This is a genomic window from Sulfitobacter sp. TMED3, from assembly GCF_002167505.1.
Classification (GTDB): Bacteria; Pseudomonadota; Alphaproteobacteria; order Rhodobacterales; family Rhodobacteraceae; genus Sulfitobacter; species Sulfitobacter pontiacus.
In genome coordinates, this window is sequence record NZ_NHBI01000045.1 from 1 (window position 1) to 21432 (window position 21432).

A 21432-nucleotide genomic window follows, 5' to 3' on the forward strand; every position below is an offset into this window, starting at 1 on the left:
CAGACGACGGCTTCGCCCGGCAACAACCGCCGCAGGGTCGAATCGCGGTCCACAACGTGGTGCTTCACCGCGCCGGCGATATGCAGGATCAACGCGCCGATCAGCAGTTTGCCCGAAATGACGTGCAGCGCGCCAAAGGCGTGTTCTACTGTTGTGTTCTTGGGGATAAACGGCAGCGACTGCCCCAGCGGCCACCAGATCGGCGCGAAGCCAGAGGCGGCGGCGTGGTTGATCCAGCCCGCCAGCGGCACGATCACCAGCGACCCGTAGAGCACCCAATGCACCGTTTCCGCCAGCCAGCTTTCCAGACGGTGATCCGCGTTCAGCAGCCCCGGTTTGGGTTGGGTAAAGGCCCAGACGATGCGGGCAAGGGCGACAAAGAAGACCGTCACGCCCAGTGTTTTGTGCAGCGAGAAGAGCCACGCTTTGCGGGTCAGCGCCGCTTGCGTATCGTGGGGCAGATCGCTGGCATAAAGGCCAAGGGCGATCAGGGTAAGGATCAGCAGGGCGGTGAGCCAGTGAAGGAACTTGGTCACCCCGCCGTAGCGGATTGAGGTATTGGTTAAGGCCATCTGGGTGCTCCGTCGCGAAATGGGGTGGTTTCTCCATACTGCAACGGGGCTTGGGGACCAATGCGGATCAGCGCACAGTCGCCGTGCAGGCTTGTTTGACCGCCACCCACGCGCTAAAGCGCTGGAAACGCAAATTCGGGGGACTTTATGACCATTGCATTCGTATATCCGGGCCAAGGCGCGCAAACCATCGGTATGGGCCGCGATCTGGCCGACGCCTATCCGGCGGCAAAGGCCGTGTTTGACGAGGTGGACGAAGCCTTGGGCGAAAAGCTGTCGACGCTGATCTGGGAAGGCGATGCGGAGGAGCTGACGCTGACACAGAACGCGCAGCCTGCGCTGATGGCGACCTCGATGGCGGCGATGGCGGCGTTGAAGGCCGAAGGCGTTACCGTCGATAAGGCGGCCTATGTCGCGGGTCATTCGCTGGGTGAATATGCGGCCCTGTGCGCGGCGGGGACATTCTCGCTTGCCGATACGGCGCGGTTGCTGCGCATCCGTGGGCGCGCGATGCAGGCGGCTGTGCCCGTGGGGCAGGGCGCTATGGCCGCCCTTCTGGGGCTGAGCTTTGAGCAGGCCGAGGCNGTCGCCGCAGAGGCCGCACAGGGCGAGGTCTGTCAGGTCGCCAACCAGAACGATCCGGCGCAGAATGTCGTTTCGGGCAGCAAGGCNGCCGTGGAACGCGCGATTGATCTGGCNAAAGCGGCNGGNGCCAAGCGCGCNCTGCTTTTGCCTGTGTCNGCNCCGTTCCACTGTGCCCTGATGGCCCCCGCCGCAGAAGAGATGGCCGGTGCGNTGGCGGATGTGACAATGAACGCCCCNGCCGTGCCNGTGGTGGCGAATGTGGTNGCCGAGGCGGTCNCCGATCCCGAACAGATCCGCAAGCTGCTGATCGAACAGGTCACCGGTCAGGTGCGCTGGATGTCGTCGGTTGAATGGATGGGCGCGCAGGGCGTGACCGAGGTCTGGGAAATCGGCGCGGGCAAGGCGCTGTCCGGCATGATCCGCCGCATCAACAAGGAAATCACCTGCGTGAACATCGGCACCGCTGCCGATGCCGCTGCCGTGAAAACGGCCTGAGACAGGCTGCGAAAGGAATTACATATGTTTGATCTTACTGGAAAAAANGCGCTGGTCACNGGNGCTTCGGGTGGTATCGGCGCGGAAATCGCGCGCAGCCTGCATGCCCGTGGCGCGACCGTGGGCCTGTCCGGCACCCGCACCGAACCTCTTGAGGCGCTGGCCGCCGAACTGGGCGAGCGCGCCCATGTGCTGCCCTGTAACCTGAGCGATATGGACGCCGTTGACGCGCTGCCCAAACAGGCGGCCGAAGCGATGGGATCGGTTGATATTCTGGTCAATAACGCCGGCATCACCCGCGACAACCTGTTCATGCGCATGTCGGATGATGAATGGAATTCGGTCCTGAACGTCAACCTGACCGCGACNTTCAAGCTNTGCAAAGGCGTGATGCGCGGNATGATGAAGGCGCGTTGGGGCCGGATCGTGAATATCTCGAGCGTGGTCGGGGCCACCGGTAANCCCGGTCAGGCGAANTATGCCGCGTCCAAGGCCGGTATGGTGGGCATGTCCAAATCNCTTGCCTATGAGGTTGCCAGCCGCGGGATCACCGTGAACGCGGTCGCCCCCGGTTTCATTACCACGGCAATGACGGACAAGCTGACCGACGACCAAAAGGCGGGAATCATGGGGCAAATCCCTGCGGGCCGTATGGGCGAAGCATCCGAAATCGCGTCGGCTGTTGTCTATCTGGCAAGTGCGGAAGCCGCCTATGTTACCGGAACCACCTTGCATGTGAACGGCGGCATGGCCATGTTGTGACCCTGCGCTGCAAAGCGTTTGCCAAATCTGCGTCTTGTGCTAAATGGGGCGCAGAATCCATCATAGGGAGGCTTGATTGCCCCCCTTACCTTGTGACAACAAGGGCCATAGCCGCCCCTCGGGGCACGATCCATACGGACCACATAAGGTTCTGACGGAAACAGAAGAGGGCAGGGTTGCCCGAATGAATGAGGACTGAATATGAGCGACGTCGCAGACCGCGTAAAGAAGATCGTTGTAGAGCACCTGGGTGTTGAAGAAGACAAAGTTGTTGAGAACGCATCGTTCATCGACGATCTTGGCGCAGACAGCCTCGACACTGTTGAGCTGGTTATGGCGTTCGAAGAAGAGTTCGGCATCGAGATCCCCGATGACGCAGCCGAGAACATCCAGACCTTCGGCGACGCGGTCAAGTTCATCAAAGAAGCGTCCTAAGACGTTTTCGCCAGCCGCAGCCNNATAGGCGTCGCGGCGGCACGAGATTTAGAGAACGGCGTTCTTCCTAGCGGAAGGGCGCCGTTTTTGCTTGGGGGGACCGCNCGTCACTTGTNTTGCGCGGGCTNCGGCGTGACACTGNCNGNGACAGAAATTCAAGCGTGAAGGTAATTCACCACATGTCGCGATCAGTACCGACCATCAATACCGCCCGTCTCACCCTGCGCGCCATGCGGGCCGAAGACTTCCCCCGTTATGCNGACATCTGGGCCACGCCCGCCGTGGTGACCCATATTACCGGCAAGCCCAAACCCAAGGCCGAAAGCTGGGATGCGTTTCTGCGCAATGCGGGCCATTGGCAGATTGTCGGGTTTGGNCAATGGGCGATCCAGTCGCGCGGCACCCGCGAGATGGAAGGTCAGGTCGGGTTTTTCTTTGGTTCCCGCGGGTTTGGCGACGATTTCGATCCCTTTCCCGAGGCCGGTTGGGTNCTGGCCCCCGAAGCGCAGGGCACGGGGCTGGGGCTGGAAGCCGCGCGCGCGGCGCATGACTGGTTCGACCGCGTGGTGACGGGGCGCACGGTGTGCATGATCGCCGTGGCGAATGCANCGTCGCTGCGTCTGGCCGAGACCTTGGGATATACCGCGCTGCGCGACATAGAGCTTGACGGCGACAAGATACGTCTGATGACGCGCAAAGGCCCGCCGGTCTGACCNTGGCTTGGGNGCTTCGCGTCTTGAAATTTACGGTCTCGGCAAGGTATAGCCGGTCAACGCAAAGAAACACCAAGGGGCTTGGATATGCGCAGAGTAGTAGTGACAGGTTTGGGATTGGTAACTCCGTTGGCCGATGGCGTGGAGGCCAGCTGGTCCAGAATTTTGGATGGTCAGTCCGGGGCGGGCAAGATCACGGGCTTCGATCCCAGCAAGCTGGTCACTCAATACGCCTGCGAAGTGCCGCTTGGCGACGGTACGGATGGTACCTTTAACGGCGACAAGTATATGGAGCCGAAAGAACAGCGCAAAGTGGATACNTTTATCCTGTTCGGCATGGCCGCAGCACAGCAAGCGGTCGAGGATTCCGGCTGGATGCCCACGGACCGCGAAGATCTGGAACGCACCGGCGTCTTGATCGGGTCGGGCATCGGGGGGCTGAACTCTATCGCGAACACNGCCGTGATGATGCACGAGAAAGGCCCGCGCCGCGTGAGCCCGTTCTTTGTGCCCGGCGCGCTGATCAACCTGATCTCGGGTCAGGTATCGATTCGCTATGGNTTCCGCGGCCCGAACCATTCGGTTGTGACCGCCTGTTCCACCGGTGCCCATGCGATTGGTGACGCAAGCCGNCTGATCCAGCATGGCGACGCGGATGTGATGATTGCCGGCGGGGCCGAGGCCGCGATTTGCGAGATCGGCATGGCNGGNTTCAACGCCTGTAAAGCGCTGTCCACCAANCGGGGCGANGACCCCACCAAGGCAAGCCGCCCCTATGACGCGGATCGTGACGGTTTCGTCATGGGCGAGGGCGCGGGTATTGTCGTGCTGGAAGAATACGAACACGCCAANGCNCGTGGGGCCAAGATCTATGCCGAGGTGCTGGGNTATGGTCTGTCNGGCGATGCCTATCACATCACNGCCCCTGCCGAGGATGGCGACGGGGCCGAACGGTCCATGCGCAACGCCCTGCGTGGTGCCGGGCTGGAGCCAAAAGACATCGACTATATCAACGCGCATGGCACATCGACCATGGCTGATGTGATCGANNTGGGCGCGGTCGAGCGGATGCTGGGCGACGCGGTTGAGACGGTNACCATGTCGTCGACGAAATCCGCNACCGGTCACCTGTTGGGGGCTGCTGGCGCGATCGAGGCGATCTTCTCTATCCTNGCGATCCGCGATCAGGTGGCCCCACCGACCATCAACCTCGACAATCCTGCGGTTGAAACCAAGATCGATCTGGCCCCGAACAAGAAGGTCGAGCGCAAGATTGATGTCGCGCTGAGCAACTCTTTCGGCTTTGGTGGCACCAACGCGAGCGTGATCTTCGGGAAAGCATCCTAATGTGGCGTCATATCGCGTCTAACGCTGTTACGTTTCTGATTTTAGGCTTGTTTTTGTTAGGCGGGATTATCCTGTGGGGGCGGGGGCAGTATGATGCCCCCGGTCCGCTGTCGCAGGCGATCTGCCTGCAGGTGGAGCGCGGGTCGAACATGCGTGCCGTGGGCGANGATCTTGCTACGCAAGAGGCCGTAAGCTCGGCTGCGATCTTCCGTCTTGGGGCGGAGTATGAGGAAAANACCCGCGACCTGAAGGCGGGGAGCTTTCTGATCCAGCCCGAAGCCTCGATGAAAGAGATCGTGGACACGGTGACACGCGGNGGGGCAAGCACCTGCGGTACCGAAGTTGTCTACCGCATCGGTGTGAACCGCATCAGCACNCAGGTGCGNGAGCTGGACCCCGNAACAAGCCGTTTCGTCGAGCGTGCCGAATTCACCCCCGGTGAGGATGAGGTGCCAGAGGTCTATACCCAGACCAAGGCGAAGGCCGACANGCGGTTCCGCATCGCGATGGCAGAGGGCGTGACAAGCTGGCAGGTGGCCGAGGCGTTGAAAGCCATCGACCTGCTGTCNGGCGAGATCGCNGCGGTNCCTGCGGAGGGATCTTTGGCCCCNGACAGCTATGAGGTGTCCGAAGGGGACGACCGTGCCGAAATCCTGACGCGTATGGCCGCGGCACAAGAACAGCGTTTGGCCGAAGCCTGGGAGGCTCGCGATCCGGGGCTGCCCGTCGAGACGCCTGAGGAGCTGTTGATCCTTGCCTCTATCGTCGAGAAGGAAACCGGCGTACCGGAAGAGCGCGAACAGGTGGCGAGCGTTTTCGTCAACCGGTTGAATCAGGGCATGCGTCTGCAGACGGACCCGACCGTGATCTACGGGATCACCAACGGGCAGGGCGTCTTGGGGCGTGGTCTGCGCCGCAGCGAGCTGCGCAAGGAGACTCCGTTCAACACCTACGTCATCGACGCGTTGCCACCGACGCCGATTGCGAACCCCGGACGTGCGAGCCTGATGGCTGCGGCACAACCGGCCAGCGAGGACTATGTTTTCTTTGTTGCCGATGGCACCGGCGGTCACGCTTTTGCCGAGACATTGGAAGAGCATAACGCCAATGTCGCGCGCTGGCGCCAGATCGAGGCGGAGCGTGGCGCGGAAGCGGCGGGCAATGCGTCGACGGGCGGAAACTAAGGGTCAGAGCGGGTATAAGTTAGGAATTTGTTAACCATCGTAAGGGCTTGGAAGGTTTCGGTAACCTTGTTTTTCTTGACTTTGCGTCCGCTCTGACATAGAAATACGTCCATGCTAGAAGACATGGGCAAACGGCCCCGGATTAAGTTCCGGTGGCCGTTTTTTCGTGTCTGCTCGGGTTGGAGGTCCAAAACGAGAGGTAAGAGCAAGATGACGATGAATACCCCGGAACAGGAAATTGCTGCCAGCGAAGAGCAGCTTCAGGCGTTGCAGGTCGCGATCCGCGATTTGCGCCGCGAGATAGAGAGCCTGCGCGAACAGGCCCGATCCGGGGAGGAAGTAAACGAAACAGCAGCGTCGAAGGCATTGGGTAAGGCCAGTGGCATGGTGGCGACTTGCGTCAAGGTGGAGACCTATTTGAATGAGTGCAGAAACAGACAAGCGGGCATTGCTCGGGGCGGATATGCGCTCGACCTTGACCGGGCGCGGGCTGACATCGGGTGCAAACTGGATCGGCTCCGCCGATGTTGCGGTGCAAGACCGGTTCCTGAATGATCTGGAGGAGGGAGAGCTTTTGGCTCTCCCTTTTTTGTTCGAGTTCTGGGCCATGCCGCATCAACTGCCCCCCGAAGGCGACTGGCGGTCCTGGGTGATCATGGGCGGGCGCGGCGCGGGTAAGACGCGTGCGGGGGCGGAATGGGTACGCGCGCAGGTCGAAGGGGCGCGGCCCTTGGATGCGGGGCGCTGTCGCCGCGTGGCGCTGGTGGGAGAGACGATCGAGCAGGTGCGCGAGGTGATGATCTTTGGCGACAGCGGGATATTGGCGTGCTCGCCCGCGGATCGGCGACCGGACTGGGAGGCGACGCGCAAGCGGTTGGTCTGGCCCAATGGGGCCGTGGCGACGGTGCATACGGCGCATGACCCAGAGGGGCTGCGCGGGCCGCAGTTTGACGCGGCCTGGGTGGACGAGCTGGCCAAGTGGAAGAAGGCCGAAGAGACGTGGGACCAGTTGCAGTTCGCCTTGCGGCTGGGGGAGGATCCGCGGGTCTGTGTGACCACGACTCCGCGCAATGTCGGCGTGTTGAAAAAACTGCTGGCGTCGCCGTCGACCGTGACCACCCATGCCCCGACAGAGGCGAATGCCGCAAATCTGGCGGGGTCATTTTTGGAAGAAGTACGCGCACGCTATCGCGGGACGCGGCTGGGGCGGCAGGAGCTGGACGGTGTGCTGCTGGCCGATGCGGAAGGGGCCCTGTGGACATCCGAGCGGATCGAGGCCGGGCGGGTGCGGGATGTGCCGCTGCTGGACCGGATCGTCGTGGGGTTGGACCCTGCGACCACCGCAGGCGCGGGGTCGGATGAATGTGGGATTGTGGTGGTGGGCGCGCAGACCCAAGGCCCGCCGCAGGATTGGCGCGCCGTGGTGTTGGCCGATTGCACAGTGCAGGGGGCGACCCCGTCGGGCTGGGCGCGCGCGGCGATCAGCGCGATGGCGCAGTACGGCGCAGATCGCCTTGTCGCCGAGGTCAATCAGGGCGGGCAGATGGTGGCGGAGGTCTTGCGTCAGGTCGACCCATTGGTGCCGGTCAAATCGGTTCATGCCAGCCGTGGCAAGGTGGCGCGGGCGGAGCCTGTGGCGGCACTTTATGAGCAGGGGCGCGTGGGGCATGTGGTGGGGTTGGACGCGCTGGAGGACCAGATGTGCCGGATGACAGCGCGGGGCTATGAGGGCGGCGGATCGCCGGACCGCGTCGATGCGCTGGTCTGGGCGCTGCACGAGTTGATGATAGAGCCTGCGGCACAGTGGCGGATGCCCGGGGTGCGTGGATTGTGAGCGCGTTGCGGAGGAGAGCGGCCCTTCGGGGAGAGTTTAACGGGCAAAATGAACCGCTGTTGCGGGCGGGGCGTGCGCTCTGGTCGGGCGGCGTTAAGGGGTTGGTGAGATCTTCATGGGGCGGTCAATGAGCAGGGAGAGCAGCGGCATGGTTTTTGATTTTCTCAAACGGGGGGCGGTTGAGGTGGTTGCGGAGAAGAAAGCCTCTGCCACAGGGCCTGTCGTTGCGGTTCAGACCAGCGGGCGCGTGGCCTGGAGCCCGCGCGATGTGGTCAGCCTGACGCGCAGCGGGTTCTGCGGCAACCCTGTGGGATTTCGGTCGGTGAAGCTGATTGCGGAAGCCGCGGCGGCCTTGCCGCTGGTGTTGCAGGATGCCGCGCAACGGTTCGAGGCGCATCCGCTGCTGGATCTGGTGGCACGGCCCAATGGGGCGCAGGGGCGTGCGGAGCTGCTGGAGGCGCTTTATGCGCAGCTGTTGTTGACGGGCAACGGCTATATCGAGGCGGTTGGCGCGGGGCCGGTGCCGGTGGAGCTGCATGTCTTGCGGTCGGATCGCATGTCGGTGGTGCCGGGGGCGGATGGCTGGCCGGTGGCCTATGAATATGCCGTCGGCGGGCGCAAGCATCGGTTTGACGTGGCCGGGGATACGGCCGCGATCTGTCATATCAAGAATTTCCACCCACAGGATGACCACTATGGGTTCAGCCCGTTGCAGGCGGCGGCGATGGCGTTGGATGTGCACGGCGCGGCTTCGCGCTGGAGCAAGGCCTTGCTGGACAATGCGGCGCGGCCATCGGGGGCGATTGTGTATCGCGGGGCCGAGGGGCAGGGCAAGCTGAGCGATGATCAGTATGACCGTCTGGTCAGCGAGATGGAGAGCCACCATCAAGGCGCGCGCAATGCGGGGCGGCCGATGCTGCTGGAAGGCGGGTTGGATTGGAAGCCGATGGGGTTTTCGCCCTCGGACATGGAGTTTCACCGCACCAAGGAGGCGGCGGCGCGGGAAGTGGCGCTGGCTTTTGGGGTGCCGCCGATGCTGCTGGGGATCGCGGGGGATGCGACCTATGCCAATTATCAGGAGGCGCATCGGGCGTTCTACCGGCTGACGGTCCTGCCTTTGGCCACGCGGGTTGCCGCGGCGCTTGGCGCATGGCTGGCGGGGTTCACGCATGAGGCGGTGACGTTGAAGCCCGATCTGGATCAGGTGCCCGCCCTGGCGCAGGAGCGTGACGCGCAATGGGCGCGGGTGGCGGGCGCGGATTTCCTGACGCAGGCGGAAAAGCGGTCCTTGTTGGGGCTGCCAGCGGTGGCGGCGGATGGTTGAGGAGATGGGATATGACCGGTTTGAATGTGCGCCGGGCTTGCGGTTGCAGGCGCATGAGAGGGTGAGCGCGATCCATCACGAGAATCTTTTGCAGCGGCTCGACCGGCTGGAGGAGATGATGGAGCGGCTGGAGCGGCGGTTGTGGTTGACNGTCTATGGTGTGGTCGCGGTGATTTTGGCGCAGGCGGTACAGTCGTTTCTGGTGGTCGCGCCGTAGCAATTTGAACGCAAGGGAGGGTGTCATGGAAGATGGCATGCGCTTCGGCCTCGGGTCGGAGAACGGGAGAGGTTTGCCCCATATGGGNGCTGGGTTGGAGCATAAGTTCGCGCGTTTCGACGAGGGGCTTGTGGTGGAGGACGGTACCGAGATCAGCGGCTATGCGAGCCTGTTCGGGCGGGTCGATCAGGGCGGTGATCTGGTGGCACGGGGGGCCTATGGCGCGTCGCTGGCGGCGGCGNAGGCCGCNGGGCGTCGGATCAAGATGCTNTGGCAGCATGATCCGGCACAGCCNATCGGCGTGTGGGACGAGCTGCGCGAGGANGCGCGGGGGCTTTGGGTCAAGGGGCGGCTGCTGGACAGTGTGGCGCGGGGACGCGAGGCGGCGGCCTTGGTCGAGGCCGGGGCGATTGATGGCCTTAGCATCGGCTATCGCACGCAGCGNGCGGCCAAGAATGACGCGGGNCAGCGGGTGCTGCAGACCCTGGACCTGTGGGAGGTGTCGCTGGTGACCTTTCCCATGCTCCCCACGGCGCGGATCGCGGCCAAGGGGGATTTTATCGCCATCGGAGACGTCTTGCGCGGCATGGCCGGTGTCTTTGACGAGGCGCGGCNNAATTTNAAACGGAACGGAGGGTAAGCGGATGGAACGACNNGANGATGACATGGGCACCGAGCCCCGAGGCGCGGTCGAGGAGATGCGCCGNGCTGTGGGTGGATTTGTGCAGGATTTCAAAGGGTTTCAGGACGAGATGACGACCAAGTTGCAACAAACAGAAGAGCGAATGACTATGTTGGATCGAAAGATGACTTTGCCGGCGCGCACNCCATTGGCGGGGGCTGTAGAGACGGGCGCGCCGCATCAGAAGGCGCTGCATGCCTATATCCGCAACGGCGACGACGACGGGTTGCGCGGGCTTGAGCTGGAGAGCAAGGCGCTGTCGGCNGCGGTGAATTCNGATGGTGGNTATCTGGTGGACCCGCAGACCTCGGATCGGGTGAANTCGGTGTTGAATGCCACGGCCTCTATCCGGGCGATTGCGTCGGTGGTGCAGGTCGAGGCGACCTCTTACGACGTGCTGGTGGATCATGCGGATGTGGGTGCCGGTTGGGCGACNGAAACGGGGGCCGTGTCCGAGACCGANACGCCGCAGATCGACCGGATNACCATCCCGCTGCACGAGTTGAGCGCGCTGCCCAAAGCCTCGCAGCGGTTGCTGGATGACAGTGCCTTTGACATCGAAGCCTGGTTGGCGGGGCGGATCGCCGACAAATTCTCGCGGGCCGAAGCCGCGGCCTTTATCCACGGGGACGGGATCGACAAGCCCAAGGGGTTTCTGGCCCATGCCACGGTCGACAATGTGATCTGGGAGTGGGGNAATCTGGGCTATGTGCCCACCGGCGTCGCAGGCGAGATCACGGCGGATGCGGTGGTTGATCTGGTCTATGCGCTTGGGGCGCAGTACCGCGCGCAGGCNAGTTTTGTGATGAGCTCGAAGACCGCGGGCATTGTGCGCAAGCTCAAGGATCTGGACGGGCGGTTCCTGTGGTCTGACGGGATGACGCAGGGCCAGCCCGCGCGGCTGATGGGCTATCCGGTGCTGGTGGCCGAGGANATGCCCGATGTGGCGGCGGATTCATTCTCGGTCGCCTTNGGGGANTTTGCCGCCGGTTACACCGTAGCAGAGCGGCCCGACCTGCGGATCCTGCGCGATCCCTTCAGCGCCAAGCCGCATGTGCTGTTCTATGCGACCAAACGGGTGGGCGGCGACGTGAGCGACTTTGCCGCGATCAAGCTGCTGAAATTCGGCACCGCCTAAGGCGCGGGGTCGAACAGGGGGCTGGCGGTGGCTGGCCCCATCCCCCGGGCGCGCCGTAATGCGCCGGGTGCATTGCCTAGCTGCTGCCTCCGACCGAGCGATGCAGCCGGGGTGCGCGTCCGGGGGGCTTTGGCGGGCTAGATTTGGAGCGATGAGATGTTGATCGAAGAGACAGGGGTGGCGGAGGCCGATCTGCCGCTGGAGCCGTTCAAGGCGCATTTGCGGATGGGTAGCGGTTTTGGCACCGAAACCGTACAAGAGCCCGTTTTGGCGAGNTTTNTGCGTGCCGCCATTGCCGCGATTGAGGCGCGCACAGGTAAGGCGCTGATCTCGCGGTTGTTTACCATGACCGTGCAAGAGTGGGCGGACCCGCAGGCGCAGGCTTTGCCCGTGGGGCCGGTCCGGCAGATCGTGAGCGTCACCGTGGTGNCGCGGGATGCGATGGAGACGGTGATCGAGCCGCAGCGCTATTGGCTGGNNCGCGATATGCAGGCNCCGNTNNTGAANCCNTCNGGGGCGATGCTGCCGTTCATTCCGCCGCAAGGGTCCGTGCAGGTCGTGTTCGAGGCGGGGCTTGGNGAAAGCTGGGGCGCTGTGCCCGCGGATTTGCAGCAGGCCGTGCTGATGCTGGCNGCGCATTACTATGAATACCGCCACGAGACCCGCCTTGGGGANGGCTGCATGCCCTTTGGGGTGAGCAGCCTGATCGAGCGCTACCGCCCGCTGCGGATCGGCTTGGGGGCACGCGCATGAGCCGGCTGTCGTTGAGCCGCCGCTTGGTGTTGGAGGCGCAGGTGCCTCAGCCTGATGGCGCGGGCGGAGAGAGCCGGAGCTGGGTGCGTGTGGGGGATCTCTGGGCGGATGTNACGGCGCGGCGGGGCCGGCGTTTGGGGCGTGGCGGCATTGCGGTGAGCCGCGGGGTTTATGTGGTGACGGTACGCGGTGCGCCAGTGGGCGATCCCGCGCGCCCCTTGCCGCAGCAGCGCTTTCGCGAGGGNACACGGGTNTATCAGATCCAGTCGGTGGCCGAGCAGGACGCACAGGGGCGGTATCTGGCCTGCCTGACCCATGAGGAGGTGGCGGTATGAGCTATGGCATGGGGTNTGCNCTGCANCAGGCGGTCTTTGGCGTGTTGANCACGGATCAGGAGATCACGGCGCTGGTGGGGGATGCGGTTTTTGATGCGGCNCCTGCNGGGGAGGTGCCAGCGCTGTATGTGCAGTTGGGGTCCGAAGCGGTGCNCGATGCCTCTGACGGGACGGGCGGCGGGGCGGAGCATCGGTTCACGGTTCTTGTCGTCACGCATCATGCGGGGTTCGCCCCTGCGAAACAGGTGGCCGCTGCGGTGAGTGATGCGNTGGTCGGTGGGCAGTTTGCCCTGAGCCGCGGGCGGTTGGTGAGCCTGCGGTTCGAGCGGGCCGTCGCACGACAGGTCGCGGCGGATGCGCGCCGCCAGATAGAGATGCGGTTCAGGGCGCGGGTTCAGGACGGCTGAGCCGAGGTTTCAGGAAATTAACAGGAGAGTGGATATGGCTGTTCAAGCGGGCAAAGATCTTTTGGTCAAGGTGGACATGACGAGCGATGGTCAGTTCGAAACGATCGCGGGGCTGCGNGCNACGCGGGTGAGCTTTAACGCGGAGCCGGTTGAGGTGACCTCGCTTGACAGTGAGGGGGGCTGGCGGGAGCTGCTGGCGGGCGCGGGCGTNCGATCTGCCGCNATCAGCGGGTCGGGGGTGTTTCGCGATGCGGGCACCGATGAACGCGCACGGCAGTTGTTTTTTGACGGGCTGACGCCGGATTTTCAGATCGTGATCCCCAGCTTCGGCATTATCGAGGGGCCGTTCCAGGTGGCGGCCATTGAATATGGCGGGTCGCTGAATGGCGAGGCGACCTATGAGCTGAGCCTGCAATCCGCGGGGCAGCTGAGCTTTACCGCGGATACGACAGACGCACCCGGGGACGGGGTCTGATCATGGTGAACCGGTGGCGAGGGGATGTGGCGCTGGTGGTGAANGGTCAGCGNCGCGTGGCACGGCTGACCCTGGGGGCNTTNGCCGAGCTGGAGGACGCGCTGGAGGAGCCGTCGCTGGTGGCTTTGGTCGAGCGGTTCGAGGGNCATCGGTTCAGCAGTCGGGATGTGNTGTTGCTGNTGGCCGCGGGNCTGCGTGCAGGGGGGACTGAGGTAAGNGCCGAGACGCTNGCGCANGCCGAGATCGAGGGNGGGCCGGTNGCNGCNTCTCAGGCCGCCGCAGAGCTTTTGGCGCGTGCCTTTGTCGTGCCGGTATGAGCGTGCCACCCAAGAAGACCACGACAGAGACCGCGCGGGGGATGGACTGGGCCGCGCTACTGCGGGCGGGGCTGAGGGGNTTGNCGCTGACGCCCGACGCATTCTGGGCGCTCACGCCGGCAGAGCTGCAACTGATGCTGGGGAGCGAGGCGGGGCGGGCTCCGCTGTTGGGGGAGGGATTGGCGGCCTTGATGGCGGCTTATCCCGATAGGCAGAGAGAGGAAGACTGATGGCACAGGATGATACATTCGAGGGGCTAGAGGATGGCGCAGAGCGGCTGAATGAGACGCTTGGCGCGACGGCCACGCTGGTGGCCGGGTTCGATGCCGAACTGCGCCGTATGCGCAGCGCATTGGCCGCGACAGGCAAGGATGTCGCGACGTTGGAGAAAGGGCTGAGCCGTGGATTGCGCAGGGCCTTTGATGGTGTCGCGTTTGACGGGATGAAGCTGTCGGATGCCCTGTCCACCGTGGCGCGGTCGATGGTGAACACGACGTATAACGCGGCGATGAAGCCGGTGTCCGATCACGTCGGCGGGCTGATCAGTCAAGGTGTGGGATCACTTGTGCAGGGAATACTCCCCTTTGCCGATGGGGCACCGTTCTCTCAGGGACGTGTGATGCCTTTTGCTCAAGGGGGGATTGTCAGCACCGCCACAGGCTTTGGCATGCGCGGGGGCATGGGGCTGATGGGCGAGGCCGGACCGGAGGCGATCATGCCCTTGGCACGGGGGCCGGACGGTAAGCTGGGTGTCAAAGGGGGCGCGGGCGGCGGGACGAGTGTGGTCATGAACATCACCACCCCTGATGTGCAGGGGTTCCAACGCAGTCAAAGCCAGATCGCCGCACAGCTGAGCCGCGCGCTGAATGCTGGCAACCGTAACCGCTAGGGGAGCAAGCCNATGAATTTTCACGATGTCAGATTTCCACCTAGCCTGAGCTTTGGATCCCTCGGNGGGCCGCAACGCCGTACCGATGTGGTGACGCTCGCCAACGGGTATGAGGAGCGCAACACCCCCTGGGCCCATTCACGCCGTGTGTATGATGCGGGGCTGGGGATGCGCTCTATCGACGATGTCCAAGCGCTCACGGGGTTCTTCGAGGCNCGTATGGGGCAGATGTACGGGTTTCGCTGGAAGGATTGGGCGGATTTCAAATCCTGNGCCTCTTCGGTCGGGGTCACGTTCGAGGATCAGAGCCTTGGNTTCGGGGATGGTGTGCGGACGGACTATCAACTGGTCAAGACCTATAGCTCGGGNGGNCATAGCTACGTCAGGCCGATCACCAAGCCGGTTGCCGGAACCGTGCGCGTGGGGATAGAGCAGGACGCCCTGCAAGAGGGGAGCGANTATGAGGTTGATCTGAGCACGGGCATCATCCGTTTCGCCCATGCGCCGGNCCCCGANATGCAGGTGTNGGCGGGNTTCGAATTCGACGTGCCTGTCCGCTTTGACACGGATCGCATTCTGGTCAGNGTTGCCAGNTTTCAGGCGGGGCAGGTGCCGGATGTGCCTGTGATCGAGGTGCGGGTATGAACGGGGCGGGCAAGGACGCGGNGTTGGCGCATGCGCGCACTGGGCTGACGACGCTGTGCACGGCCTGGGCAATCCGGCGGCGGGACGGGGTGACGCTNGCGTTTACCGACCATGATCAGCCGCTCGGNTTCGACGGGTTGGCGTTTCGTGCGGATAGCGGGCTGAGTGCGCGGGCCTTGGCGCAGAGCACGGGNTTGTCGGTGGATAACACAGAGGCGCTGGGCGCGCTGAGCGATGACGCGATCCGCGAGGANGAGATCGAGCAGGGGCGCTTTGACGGGGCGGAGGTGTGCTGCTGGCGGGTGAACTGGGCCGATGTGACCGCCCGCTGCATGATCTTTCGCGGCACGATTGGCGAGATGCAGCGCGCGGGCGGTGCCTTTCGCGCAGAACTGCGCGGGCTGACCGAGNCGTTGAACCGGCCCTTGGGACGGGTGTTTCAGAAGCCCTGCACCGCGGTGCTGGGGGATGCGGCCTGCGGGTTTGATCTGGCGACGGCGGGCTATGCCGTGACACTCGCCGNGCAGNAGCACGAAGACGGGCGGGTGTTCCGTTGGGAGGGGATCAACGGGTTTGACGACGCATGGTTCGCGCGGGGGCGGCTTGAGGTGCTGGACGGCCCTGCGGNGGGGCTTTGGGGTNTGATCAAACACGACCGGGTGCTGGAGGGGNGGCGCGAGGTCGAGCTGTGGGAGCCGATCCGCGGTNCAATCACCGCCGGGCAACNGCTGAGACTGGTGGCAGGCTGCGACAAACGCCACACCACCTGTCGGCTGAAGTTCAACAACCTGCTGAACTTTCAGGGCTTCCCTGATGTGCCAAGCGCGGATTGGATGATGGCGGTGCCGAAATCCTCGGGCAGCAATACCGGCGGATCGNTNAGATGAGCGCGCGCGGGACCGCCGTGGTGGCTGCGGCGCGGGGNTGGATCGGTACGCCCTACGTGCATCAGGCGGCGCGCAAGGGGGCGGGCTGTGACTGCCTTGGCCTNTTGCGCGGTATCTGGCGCGAGGTGGTGGGGGAGGAGCCCGAGNCGATCCCTTCCTATTCAATGGACTGGTCAGAACCACAGGGGGACGAGCNGCTTTGGCGNGCNGCNCTGCGTNACCTCTCGCCCAANGTCCTGATCGATGAGGCCCCCGGTGACGTGCTGTTGTTCCGNATGCGCAGCGGGNCGGTGGCGAAACATCTGGGCGTGGCGGCAGAGGTCGGCGCGCAGGCTAGCTTTATCCACGGCTACAGCGGGCATGGGGTGACGGAAAGCCCGCTGAGCCTGCCGTGGCGCAGGCGCATTGTGGCGCGTTTTGAATTCCCGGCGGAGGCGATCTGATGGCGACGATACTTCTTTCAACCGCAGGTGCGGCGATTGGCGGCTCTGTCGGGGGCACATTGGCGGGNTTGTCTTCGGTCGCCATTGGGCGTGCCGTGGGGGCGACCCTTGGCCGTGTGATCGACCAGCGGCTGCTGGGGCAAGGGGCGCAGGCGGTCGAGACCGGCAAGGTCGATCGCTTTCGTCTGACCCAGGCGGGCGAGGGCGCGGCGATTGCGCAGGTCTATGGCCGGATGCGTGTCGGGGGACAGGTGATCTGGGCCNCGGATTTNGCCGAGACNACGACNGTGACGGGCGGCGGCGGTGGCAAGGGCGCGCCCTCGACCCCGCAGACGACGGAATACAGCTATAGCGTCAGCCTCGCCATCGCCCTGTGCGAAGGGGAGATCACCAGCATTGGCCGGATCTGGGCGGATGGGGAGGAAATCTCGGCCCACGCGCTGAATATGGCGGTCTATCGCGGGACGCGCGATCAACTGCCCGACCCGACGATTGCCGCGATCGAGGGGGCGGACGCGGTGCCGGCCTNTCGTGGCACGGCCTATGTGGTGATGGAGAACCTCGGGCTGGGGCCCTTTGGCAACCGCGTGCCGCAGTTTTCCTTCGAGGTGCTGCGCGCAGAGGAACCGGATGCGCCTGCCGCCGACATCAGTGTNACCCATGGGGTCNAAGGTGTCGCGNTGATTCCCGGCACAGGGGAATACGCGTTAGCGACGACTCCGGTGCATTATACCGACGGGCAGGGTGGCCGGTGGAGCGCCAATGTCTCTACCCCCGACGGGCGCAGTGATTTCGCCGCCGCGCTGGAGGATGCCACGCAGGACCTGCCGCAGCTGGCTGCCGCGTCGCTGGTCGTNTCGTGGTTTGGCGATGATCTGCGGTGCGGCGAATGCCGCCTGCGNCCCAAGGTNGAAAGCGCCGAGGACGAGGGCGAAAACATGCCGTGGCAGGTGGCAGGTCTGACCCGCGGCACCGCCGAGGTGATCGCCCGCGAGGACGACCGTCCGGTCTATGGTGGCACCCCCGCAGATGCCGCGGTGATCGAGGCGATCCATGCCATTCAGGCGGCGGGCAAGGCGGTGATGTTCTACCCGTTCATCCTGATGGACCAGCTAGAAGGGAATGGCTTACCCGATCCCTATAGCGATGCGGGCACCCAGCCCAAGCTGCCTTGGCGGGGGCGGATCACGCTGGCGAAAGCGCCGGGTCAGGCTGGCAGCTCTGACGGGACGCTGAGCGCGCATAATGAGGTAGCGGCGTTCTTCGGCACGGTCACGGCGGCGGATTTTACCATTGCGGGCGGGCAGGTCATTTATACCGGACCGCAGGAATGGTCGATGTCGCGGTTCATCCTGCATTATGCTGCCCTGTGCAAAGCCGCAGGCGGGGTAGAGGCCTTTTGCATCGGCACCGAGATGCGCGGGCTGACGCAGATCCGCGGGGCGGGGAACAGCTTTGTCGCGGTGCAGGCGTTTCGCGCGCTGGCCGCAGAGGCGCGGCTGCTTTTGGGCGCGGGCACCAAGATCAGCTATGCCGCGGATTGGTCCGAATATTTCGGCTATCACCCACAGGATGGCAGCGGTGATGTGTTCTTTCACCTTGATCCGCTGTGGGCCGACGACACTATCGATTTCATCGGCATCGACAATTATATGCCGCTGTCCGATTGGCGCGACGGGGCGGATCATCTGGACGCGCAGCATAGCGACAGCATCTATGCGCTCGACTATCTGGCGGGTAATGTTGCGGGGGGCGAAGGGTTTGACTGGTATTACCATTCGCCCGAGGCGCGCGCGGCGCAACGCCGTACGCCGATCACTGGTGGGGCCCATGGGGAACCTTGGGTTTACCGTTACAAGGATCTGCGCGGCTGGTGGGAGAACCTGCACCACAATCGTATCGGCGGTGTGTGCGCAGCAGAGCCGACGGGCTGGCAGCCCGGATCCAAGCCCATCTGGTTTACGGAATACGGCTGCGCGGCGGTGGACAAGGGGACCAACCAGCCGAACAAGTTTCTTGACCTCAAAAGCTCTGAAAGCAGTTTGCCGCGCTATTCATCGGGCGCGCGGGATGAGTTGATGCAAATGCAATATCTGCGTGCCGTGGCGGATCATTGGCGGGATCCGGCGCATAATCCGGTCTCGGCGGCCTATGGCGGGCCGATGGTGGATATGACCCGCGCCTTTGTTTGGGCATGGGACACGCGGCCCTATCCTTTCTTTCCCAATAATCGCGCGCTGTGGAGCGATGGTCGAAATTACGCCCGTGGGCATTGGCTGAATGGCCGCAGTGCGGCGCTGCCCTTGTCAGAGCTCGTGGCGGCGATCTGCCGTCGTGCTGGCGTTAACGATTTCGATACCTCTGGGCTGTATGGCTATGTCCGCGGCTATGTGGTGGACGAGGTGGCCGATGCGCGCGCGGCGTTGCAGCCGTTGATGCTGCGCTATGGCTTTGATGCGGTGGAACGCGACGGGATGTTGCGTTTCATCATGCGGGACGGATTGGACGCCGTGCCGCTGAACAGAGAGACGTTGGCTGTTTCGGGTGATCTGGAGGCACCGGTTGAACAGTCCCGTGAGGCAGAGGCGGAGCTTTCGGGGCGTCTGCGTTTGCGGTTTGTGCAGGCGGATGGGGATTACGAGGTGATCGCGGAAGAGGCGATCTTGCCTGACGACGCGACCCATGCCGTGGCGATGTCAGAGTTCAATATGGCGCTCACCCGGGCGGAGGGGCACCAGACAGCTGAACGCTGGCTGACAGAGGCGCGTGTGGCACGCGAAGGGGTGCGTCTGGCGTTGCCGCCGTCGATGATGGATGTCGGCGCGGGTGATGTGATTGCCTTGCCGCCAGACGATGGCGAGGGGGAGGCGCCGTACCGCGTGGATCGGGTCGAGATGGGGGAGATGTCCTTGATCGACGCCGTGCGGATTGAGCCCGAAGTCTATGACCCCGCGCCCTTCGATGACGAATTGGTCGCGTTGAAACCCTTTGTCGCGCCCGTACCGGTGAACGCGCTGTTTCTGGACCTGCCGCTGCTGCGCGGTGACGAGGTACCCCATGCGCCGCATATTGCGGCCAGCGCACGGCAATGGCCGGGCAATGTCGCGGTCTATGCCTCTGGCGGGGAAACGAATTTCAGGTTGAACACCCTGATGCCCCTGCGCGCGACAATGGGGGTCACGCAAAACGACATGGCCCATGCGCGCCCCGGTGTGGTGGATCGCGGGCAGGCGCTGCAGGTCACGCTGACCAGCGGCGTGTTAGAGAGTGTTGATGAGGCCGATCTGCTGGGCGGGGCCAATCTGGCGGCGATCGGCGACGGCTCTGCCGACCGGTGGGAGGTGTTCCAGTTCGCGCGGGCCGAGCTGATCGCCCCGCAAACCTATCTTCTGCGCGACCGGCTCCGCGGGCAAGCGGGGTCGGATGGGGTAATGCCGGATGTCTGGCCGGCGGGATCGCAGTTTGTGCTGCTTAACTCTGTCCCTCGCCAGATCGAGCTCAGCCCGAACCTGTTGCGGATCGCGCAGACCTATCGCATCGGGCCTGCGGGTCGTCCGCTGAACGACCCAAGCTACGTTCAAAAAAACGAGAGCTTTGACGGCAACGGGCTGCGCCCCTATCGGCCCTGCCACCTGCGAATAGAAAAAGAGGCGGGGGCGTTGCGGTTTGGCTGGATACGCCGGACGCGGATCAATGGCGACGGGTGGACGGAGTTCGATGTGCCGCTGGCCGAAGAAAGCGAGCAATATCAACTGCGTATCCTGCAAAACGGTGTTGTTCTGCGCGAAGAGATCGTGGACCGCGCAAGCTGGACCTATACCACCCAAATGCGCGCAGATGACGGGGCGGCGGGGCCTGCGTTGATCAGTGTTGCGCAGGTTTCTGCGCTATACGGGGCGGGGCCCGCGCTGTTTGGCGAGATCAATTTGTGATAAACTGCGCGTGTAAACCCTTGGCTTTACGTTTGGCACTTGGGCGGAACCTGCTATATCGTGGGGACAAAGAAGGATGGTCTTATGGCAAATGCACACACGAATATCGCCACGGTGGATCCGGTTTGGGATCAGATCCAGACGGAAGCACAGAATGCTGTCCGCGATGAGCCGCTGATTGGCGGTTTTGTCCACGCTACGATTCTGCACCATAAATCCATCGAGAAAGCGCTATCCTACCGTATCGCGGCGAAGCTGGCCTCGAATGAAATGTCGATGATGGTGGTCCATGAGATGGTGGAGGAGGCCTTTGCCAGTGATCCCGACCTGATCAAGGCGGCACGTGCCGATCTGGTGGCGATTTACGAGCGTGACCCCGCTTGCCACCGGCTGTTGCAACCGATCCTGTATTTCAAAGGCTATCAGGCCGTGCAGGCCTACCGTGTGGGTCATCATCTGTGGAAACAAGGTAAACGGGATCTGGCCTATTTCGTGCAGATGCGCGTGAGCGAGATTTTTGGCGTCGATATCCACCCCGCCGCGACGATCGGCAAGGGGATCATGATCGACCACGCCCATTCCGTCGTGATTGGCGAAACCGCGGTCGTGGGCGACAACGTGTCGATGCTGCACTCGGTCACTTTGGGCGGGACGGGCAAGGAAGAGCAGGACCGTCACCCGAAAATTGGCAACGGCGTGCTGATCGGCGCGGGGGCGAAAGTGTTGGGTAATATCTCTATCGGGCATTGCTCGCGCATTGCGGCGGGGTCTGTCGTGCTAGAATCTGTGCCGCCCTGCAAGACCGTTGCGGGCATCCCTGCGCGGGTCGTAGGGGAGGCGGGCTGCGATCAGCCTTCGGTCCTGATGGACCACATGCTGGGGCCGCAGGGCGATATTAACATGTAATGCTAAGGGATTGAGGCCGCGCGCCTTCGTCGAGATGTGAAAAGGCCGGACCCGTCAAACGGTCCGGCCTTTTTTGTGGATAGGCGGGGGGCTGTCTGCCCCCCGACCCCCGAGGATTTGGATCCATTTGGAAGAGGGGTTACGCCAGCATCATC

25 protein-coding genes are annotated in these 21432 nt (G+C 63.7%); 24 read left to right on the forward strand and 1 reads right to left on the reverse strand.

Annotation, left to right across the window (positions count from 1 at the left end; all coding sequences use genetic code 11):
* A partial coding sequence (locus tag CBB63_RS11950) for a cytochrome b (RefSeq protein ID WP_286699312.1) occupies window positions 1-572 on the reverse strand: 572 nt, incomplete at its 3' end.
* A gap of 147 nt (window positions 573-719) precedes the next feature.
* Here CBB63_RS11950 and fabD point away from each other — a divergent pair.
* The 24 genes from fabD to cysE all read left to right on the forward strand — a co-directional run bounded on the left by fabD (window position 720) and on the right by cysE (window position 21277).
* The gene (gene fabD / locus CBB63_RS11955; protein ID WP_286699313.1) at window positions 720-1652 is read left to right on the forward strand and encodes an ACP S-malonyltransferase; all 933 of its coding nucleotides are present in this window, start codon (window positions 720-722) and stop codon (window positions 1650-1652) included.
* A gap of 24 nt (window positions 1653-1676) precedes the next feature.
* Window positions 1677-2414 (forward strand): 3-oxoacyl-[acyl-carrier-protein] reductase, encoded by a 738-nt coding sequence (fabG, locus tag CBB63_RS11960; protein ID WP_286699314.1) that lies wholly within the window; start codon window positions 1677-1679, stop codon window positions 2412-2414.
* 201 nt (window positions 2415-2615) lie between these two features.
* On the forward strand, window positions 2616-2849 hold the full coding sequence (locus CBB63_RS11965) for an acyl carrier protein (RefSeq protein WP_005852881.1): 234 nt from the start codon (window positions 2616-2618) through the stop codon (window positions 2847-2849).
* A gap of 179 nt (window positions 2850-3028) precedes the next feature.
* Window positions 3029-3562 carry a GNAT family N-acetyltransferase gene (locus CBB63_RS11970; protein WP_286699315.1) on the forward strand — a complete coding sequence of 178 codons (534 nt, stop codon included), beginning with the start codon at window positions 3029-3031 and terminating at the stop codon, window positions 3560-3562.
* Window positions 3563-3649: 87 nt separating this feature from the next.
* Window positions 3650-4909 carry a beta-ketoacyl-ACP synthase II gene (gene fabF / locus CBB63_RS11975; RefSeq protein WP_286699316.1) on the forward strand — a complete coding sequence of 420 codons (1260 nt, stop codon included), beginning with the start codon at window positions 3650-3652 and terminating at the stop codon, window positions 4907-4909.
* Window positions 4909-6093 (forward strand): endolytic transglycosylase MltG, encoded by a 1185-nt coding sequence (mltG, locus tag CBB63_RS11980; protein ID WP_286699317.1) that lies wholly within the window; start codon window positions 4909-4911, stop codon window positions 6091-6093. The genes fabF and mltG overlap by 1 nt, the downstream gene beginning before the upstream one ends.
* A gap of 210 nt (window positions 6094-6303) precedes the next feature.
* The gene (locus tag CBB63_RS11985) at window positions 6304-6648 is read left to right on the forward strand and encodes a hypothetical protein (protein ID WP_286699318.1); all 345 of its coding nucleotides are present in this window, start codon (window positions 6304-6306) and stop codon (window positions 6646-6648) included.
* Window positions 6557-7927, forward strand: a complete 1371-nt coding sequence (locus CBB63_RS11990) for a DNA-packaging protein (protein ID WP_491382909.1) — start codon at window positions 6557-6559, stop codon at window positions 7925-7927. Before CBB63_RS11985 ends, CBB63_RS11990 begins: the two co-directional genes overlap by 92 nt.
* 148 nt (window positions 7928-8075) lie before the next feature.
* Complete coding sequence (locus CBB63_RS11995; RefSeq protein WP_037944001.1) at window positions 8076-9251, forward strand: phage portal protein; 1176 nt, start codon at window positions 8076-8078, stop codon at window positions 9249-9251.
* Entirely contained in the window at window positions 9244-9468 is a 225-nt protein-coding gene (locus tag CBB63_RS12000) for a GTA head formation protein, RCAP_rcc01685 family (protein WP_005852894.1), read from the forward strand. Before CBB63_RS11995 ends, CBB63_RS12000 begins: the two co-directional genes overlap by 8 nt.
* Window positions 9469-9493: 25 nt before the next feature.
* Entirely contained in the window at window positions 9494-10108 is a 615-nt protein-coding gene (locus CBB63_RS12005) for an HK97 family phage prohead protease (RefSeq protein ID WP_286699319.1), read from the forward strand.
* A gap of 25 nt (window positions 10109-10133) precedes the next feature.
* Entirely contained in the window at window positions 10134-11288 is a 1155-nt protein-coding gene (locus CBB63_RS12010) for a phage major capsid protein (protein WP_502695912.1), read from the forward strand.
* 156 nt (window positions 11289-11444) lie between these two features.
* Window positions 11445-12041 (forward strand): head-tail connector protein, encoded by a 597-nt coding sequence (locus CBB63_RS12015; protein WP_286699321.1) that lies wholly within the window; start codon window positions 11445-11447, stop codon window positions 12039-12041.
* A complete protein-coding gene (locus CBB63_RS12020) occupies window positions 12038-12376 on the forward strand; it encodes a head-tail adaptor protein (protein WP_037944006.1) in 339 nt (112 codons plus the stop codon). The genes CBB63_RS12015 and CBB63_RS12020 overlap by 4 nt, the downstream gene beginning before the upstream one ends.
* Before the next feature lie 8 nt (window positions 12377-12384).
* Window positions 12385-12783, forward strand: a complete 399-nt coding sequence (locus tag CBB63_RS12025) for a DUF3168 domain-containing protein (RefSeq protein ID WP_502695913.1) — start codon at window positions 12385-12387, stop codon at window positions 12781-12783.
* Window positions 12784-12817: 34 nt separating this feature from the next.
* Complete coding sequence (locus CBB63_RS12030; protein ID WP_286699323.1) at window positions 12818-13258, forward strand: phage major tail protein, TP901-1 family; 441 nt, start codon at window positions 12818-12820, stop codon at window positions 13256-13258.
* Window positions 13259-13260: 2 nt separating this feature from the next.
* Complete coding sequence (locus tag CBB63_RS12035) at window positions 13261-13575, forward strand: gene transfer agent family protein (RefSeq protein ID WP_286699324.1); 315 nt, start codon at window positions 13261-13263, stop codon at window positions 13573-13575.
* A gap of 41 nt (window positions 13576-13616) precedes the next feature.
* A complete protein-coding gene (locus tag CBB63_RS12040) occupies window positions 13617-13805 on the forward strand; it encodes a rcc01693 family protein (RefSeq protein WP_502695914.1) in 189 nt (62 codons plus the stop codon).
* Window positions 13805-14464, forward strand: a complete 660-nt coding sequence (locus CBB63_RS12045; RefSeq protein WP_286699326.1) for an RcGTA-type gene transfer agent tail tape measure protein — start codon at window positions 13805-13807, stop codon at window positions 14462-14464. Before CBB63_RS12040 ends, CBB63_RS12045 begins: the two co-directional genes overlap by 1 nt.
* A 12-nt stretch (window positions 14465-14476) precedes the next feature.
* Window positions 14477-15109, forward strand: a complete 633-nt coding sequence (locus CBB63_RS12050; RefSeq protein WP_286699327.1) for a DUF2460 domain-containing protein — start codon at window positions 14477-14479, stop codon at window positions 15107-15109.
* The gene (locus CBB63_RS12055) at window positions 15106-15996 is read left to right on the forward strand and encodes a phage/gene transfer agent baseplate hub protein (RefSeq protein WP_286699328.1); all 891 of its coding nucleotides are present in this window, start codon (window positions 15106-15108) and stop codon (window positions 15994-15996) included. Before CBB63_RS12050 ends, CBB63_RS12055 begins: the two co-directional genes overlap by 4 nt.
* Window positions 15993-16439, forward strand: coding sequence for a C40 family peptidase (locus CBB63_RS12060; protein WP_286699329.1), 447 nt, complete (start codon window positions 15993-15995; stop codon window positions 16437-16439). Before CBB63_RS12055 ends, CBB63_RS12060 begins: the two co-directional genes overlap by 4 nt.
* Window positions 16439-20371 (forward strand): baseplate multidomain protein megatron, encoded by a 3933-nt coding sequence (locus CBB63_RS12065; protein ID WP_286699330.1) that lies wholly within the window; start codon window positions 16439-16441, stop codon window positions 20369-20371. The genes CBB63_RS12060 and CBB63_RS12065 overlap by 1 nt, the downstream gene beginning before the upstream one ends.
* Before the next feature lie 84 nt (window positions 20372-20455).
* On the forward strand, window positions 20456-21277 hold the full coding sequence (cysE, locus tag CBB63_RS12070) for a serine O-acetyltransferase (protein ID WP_286699331.1): 822 nt from the start codon (window positions 20456-20458) through the stop codon (window positions 21275-21277).
* Window positions 21278-21432 lie beyond the last annotated feature (155 nt).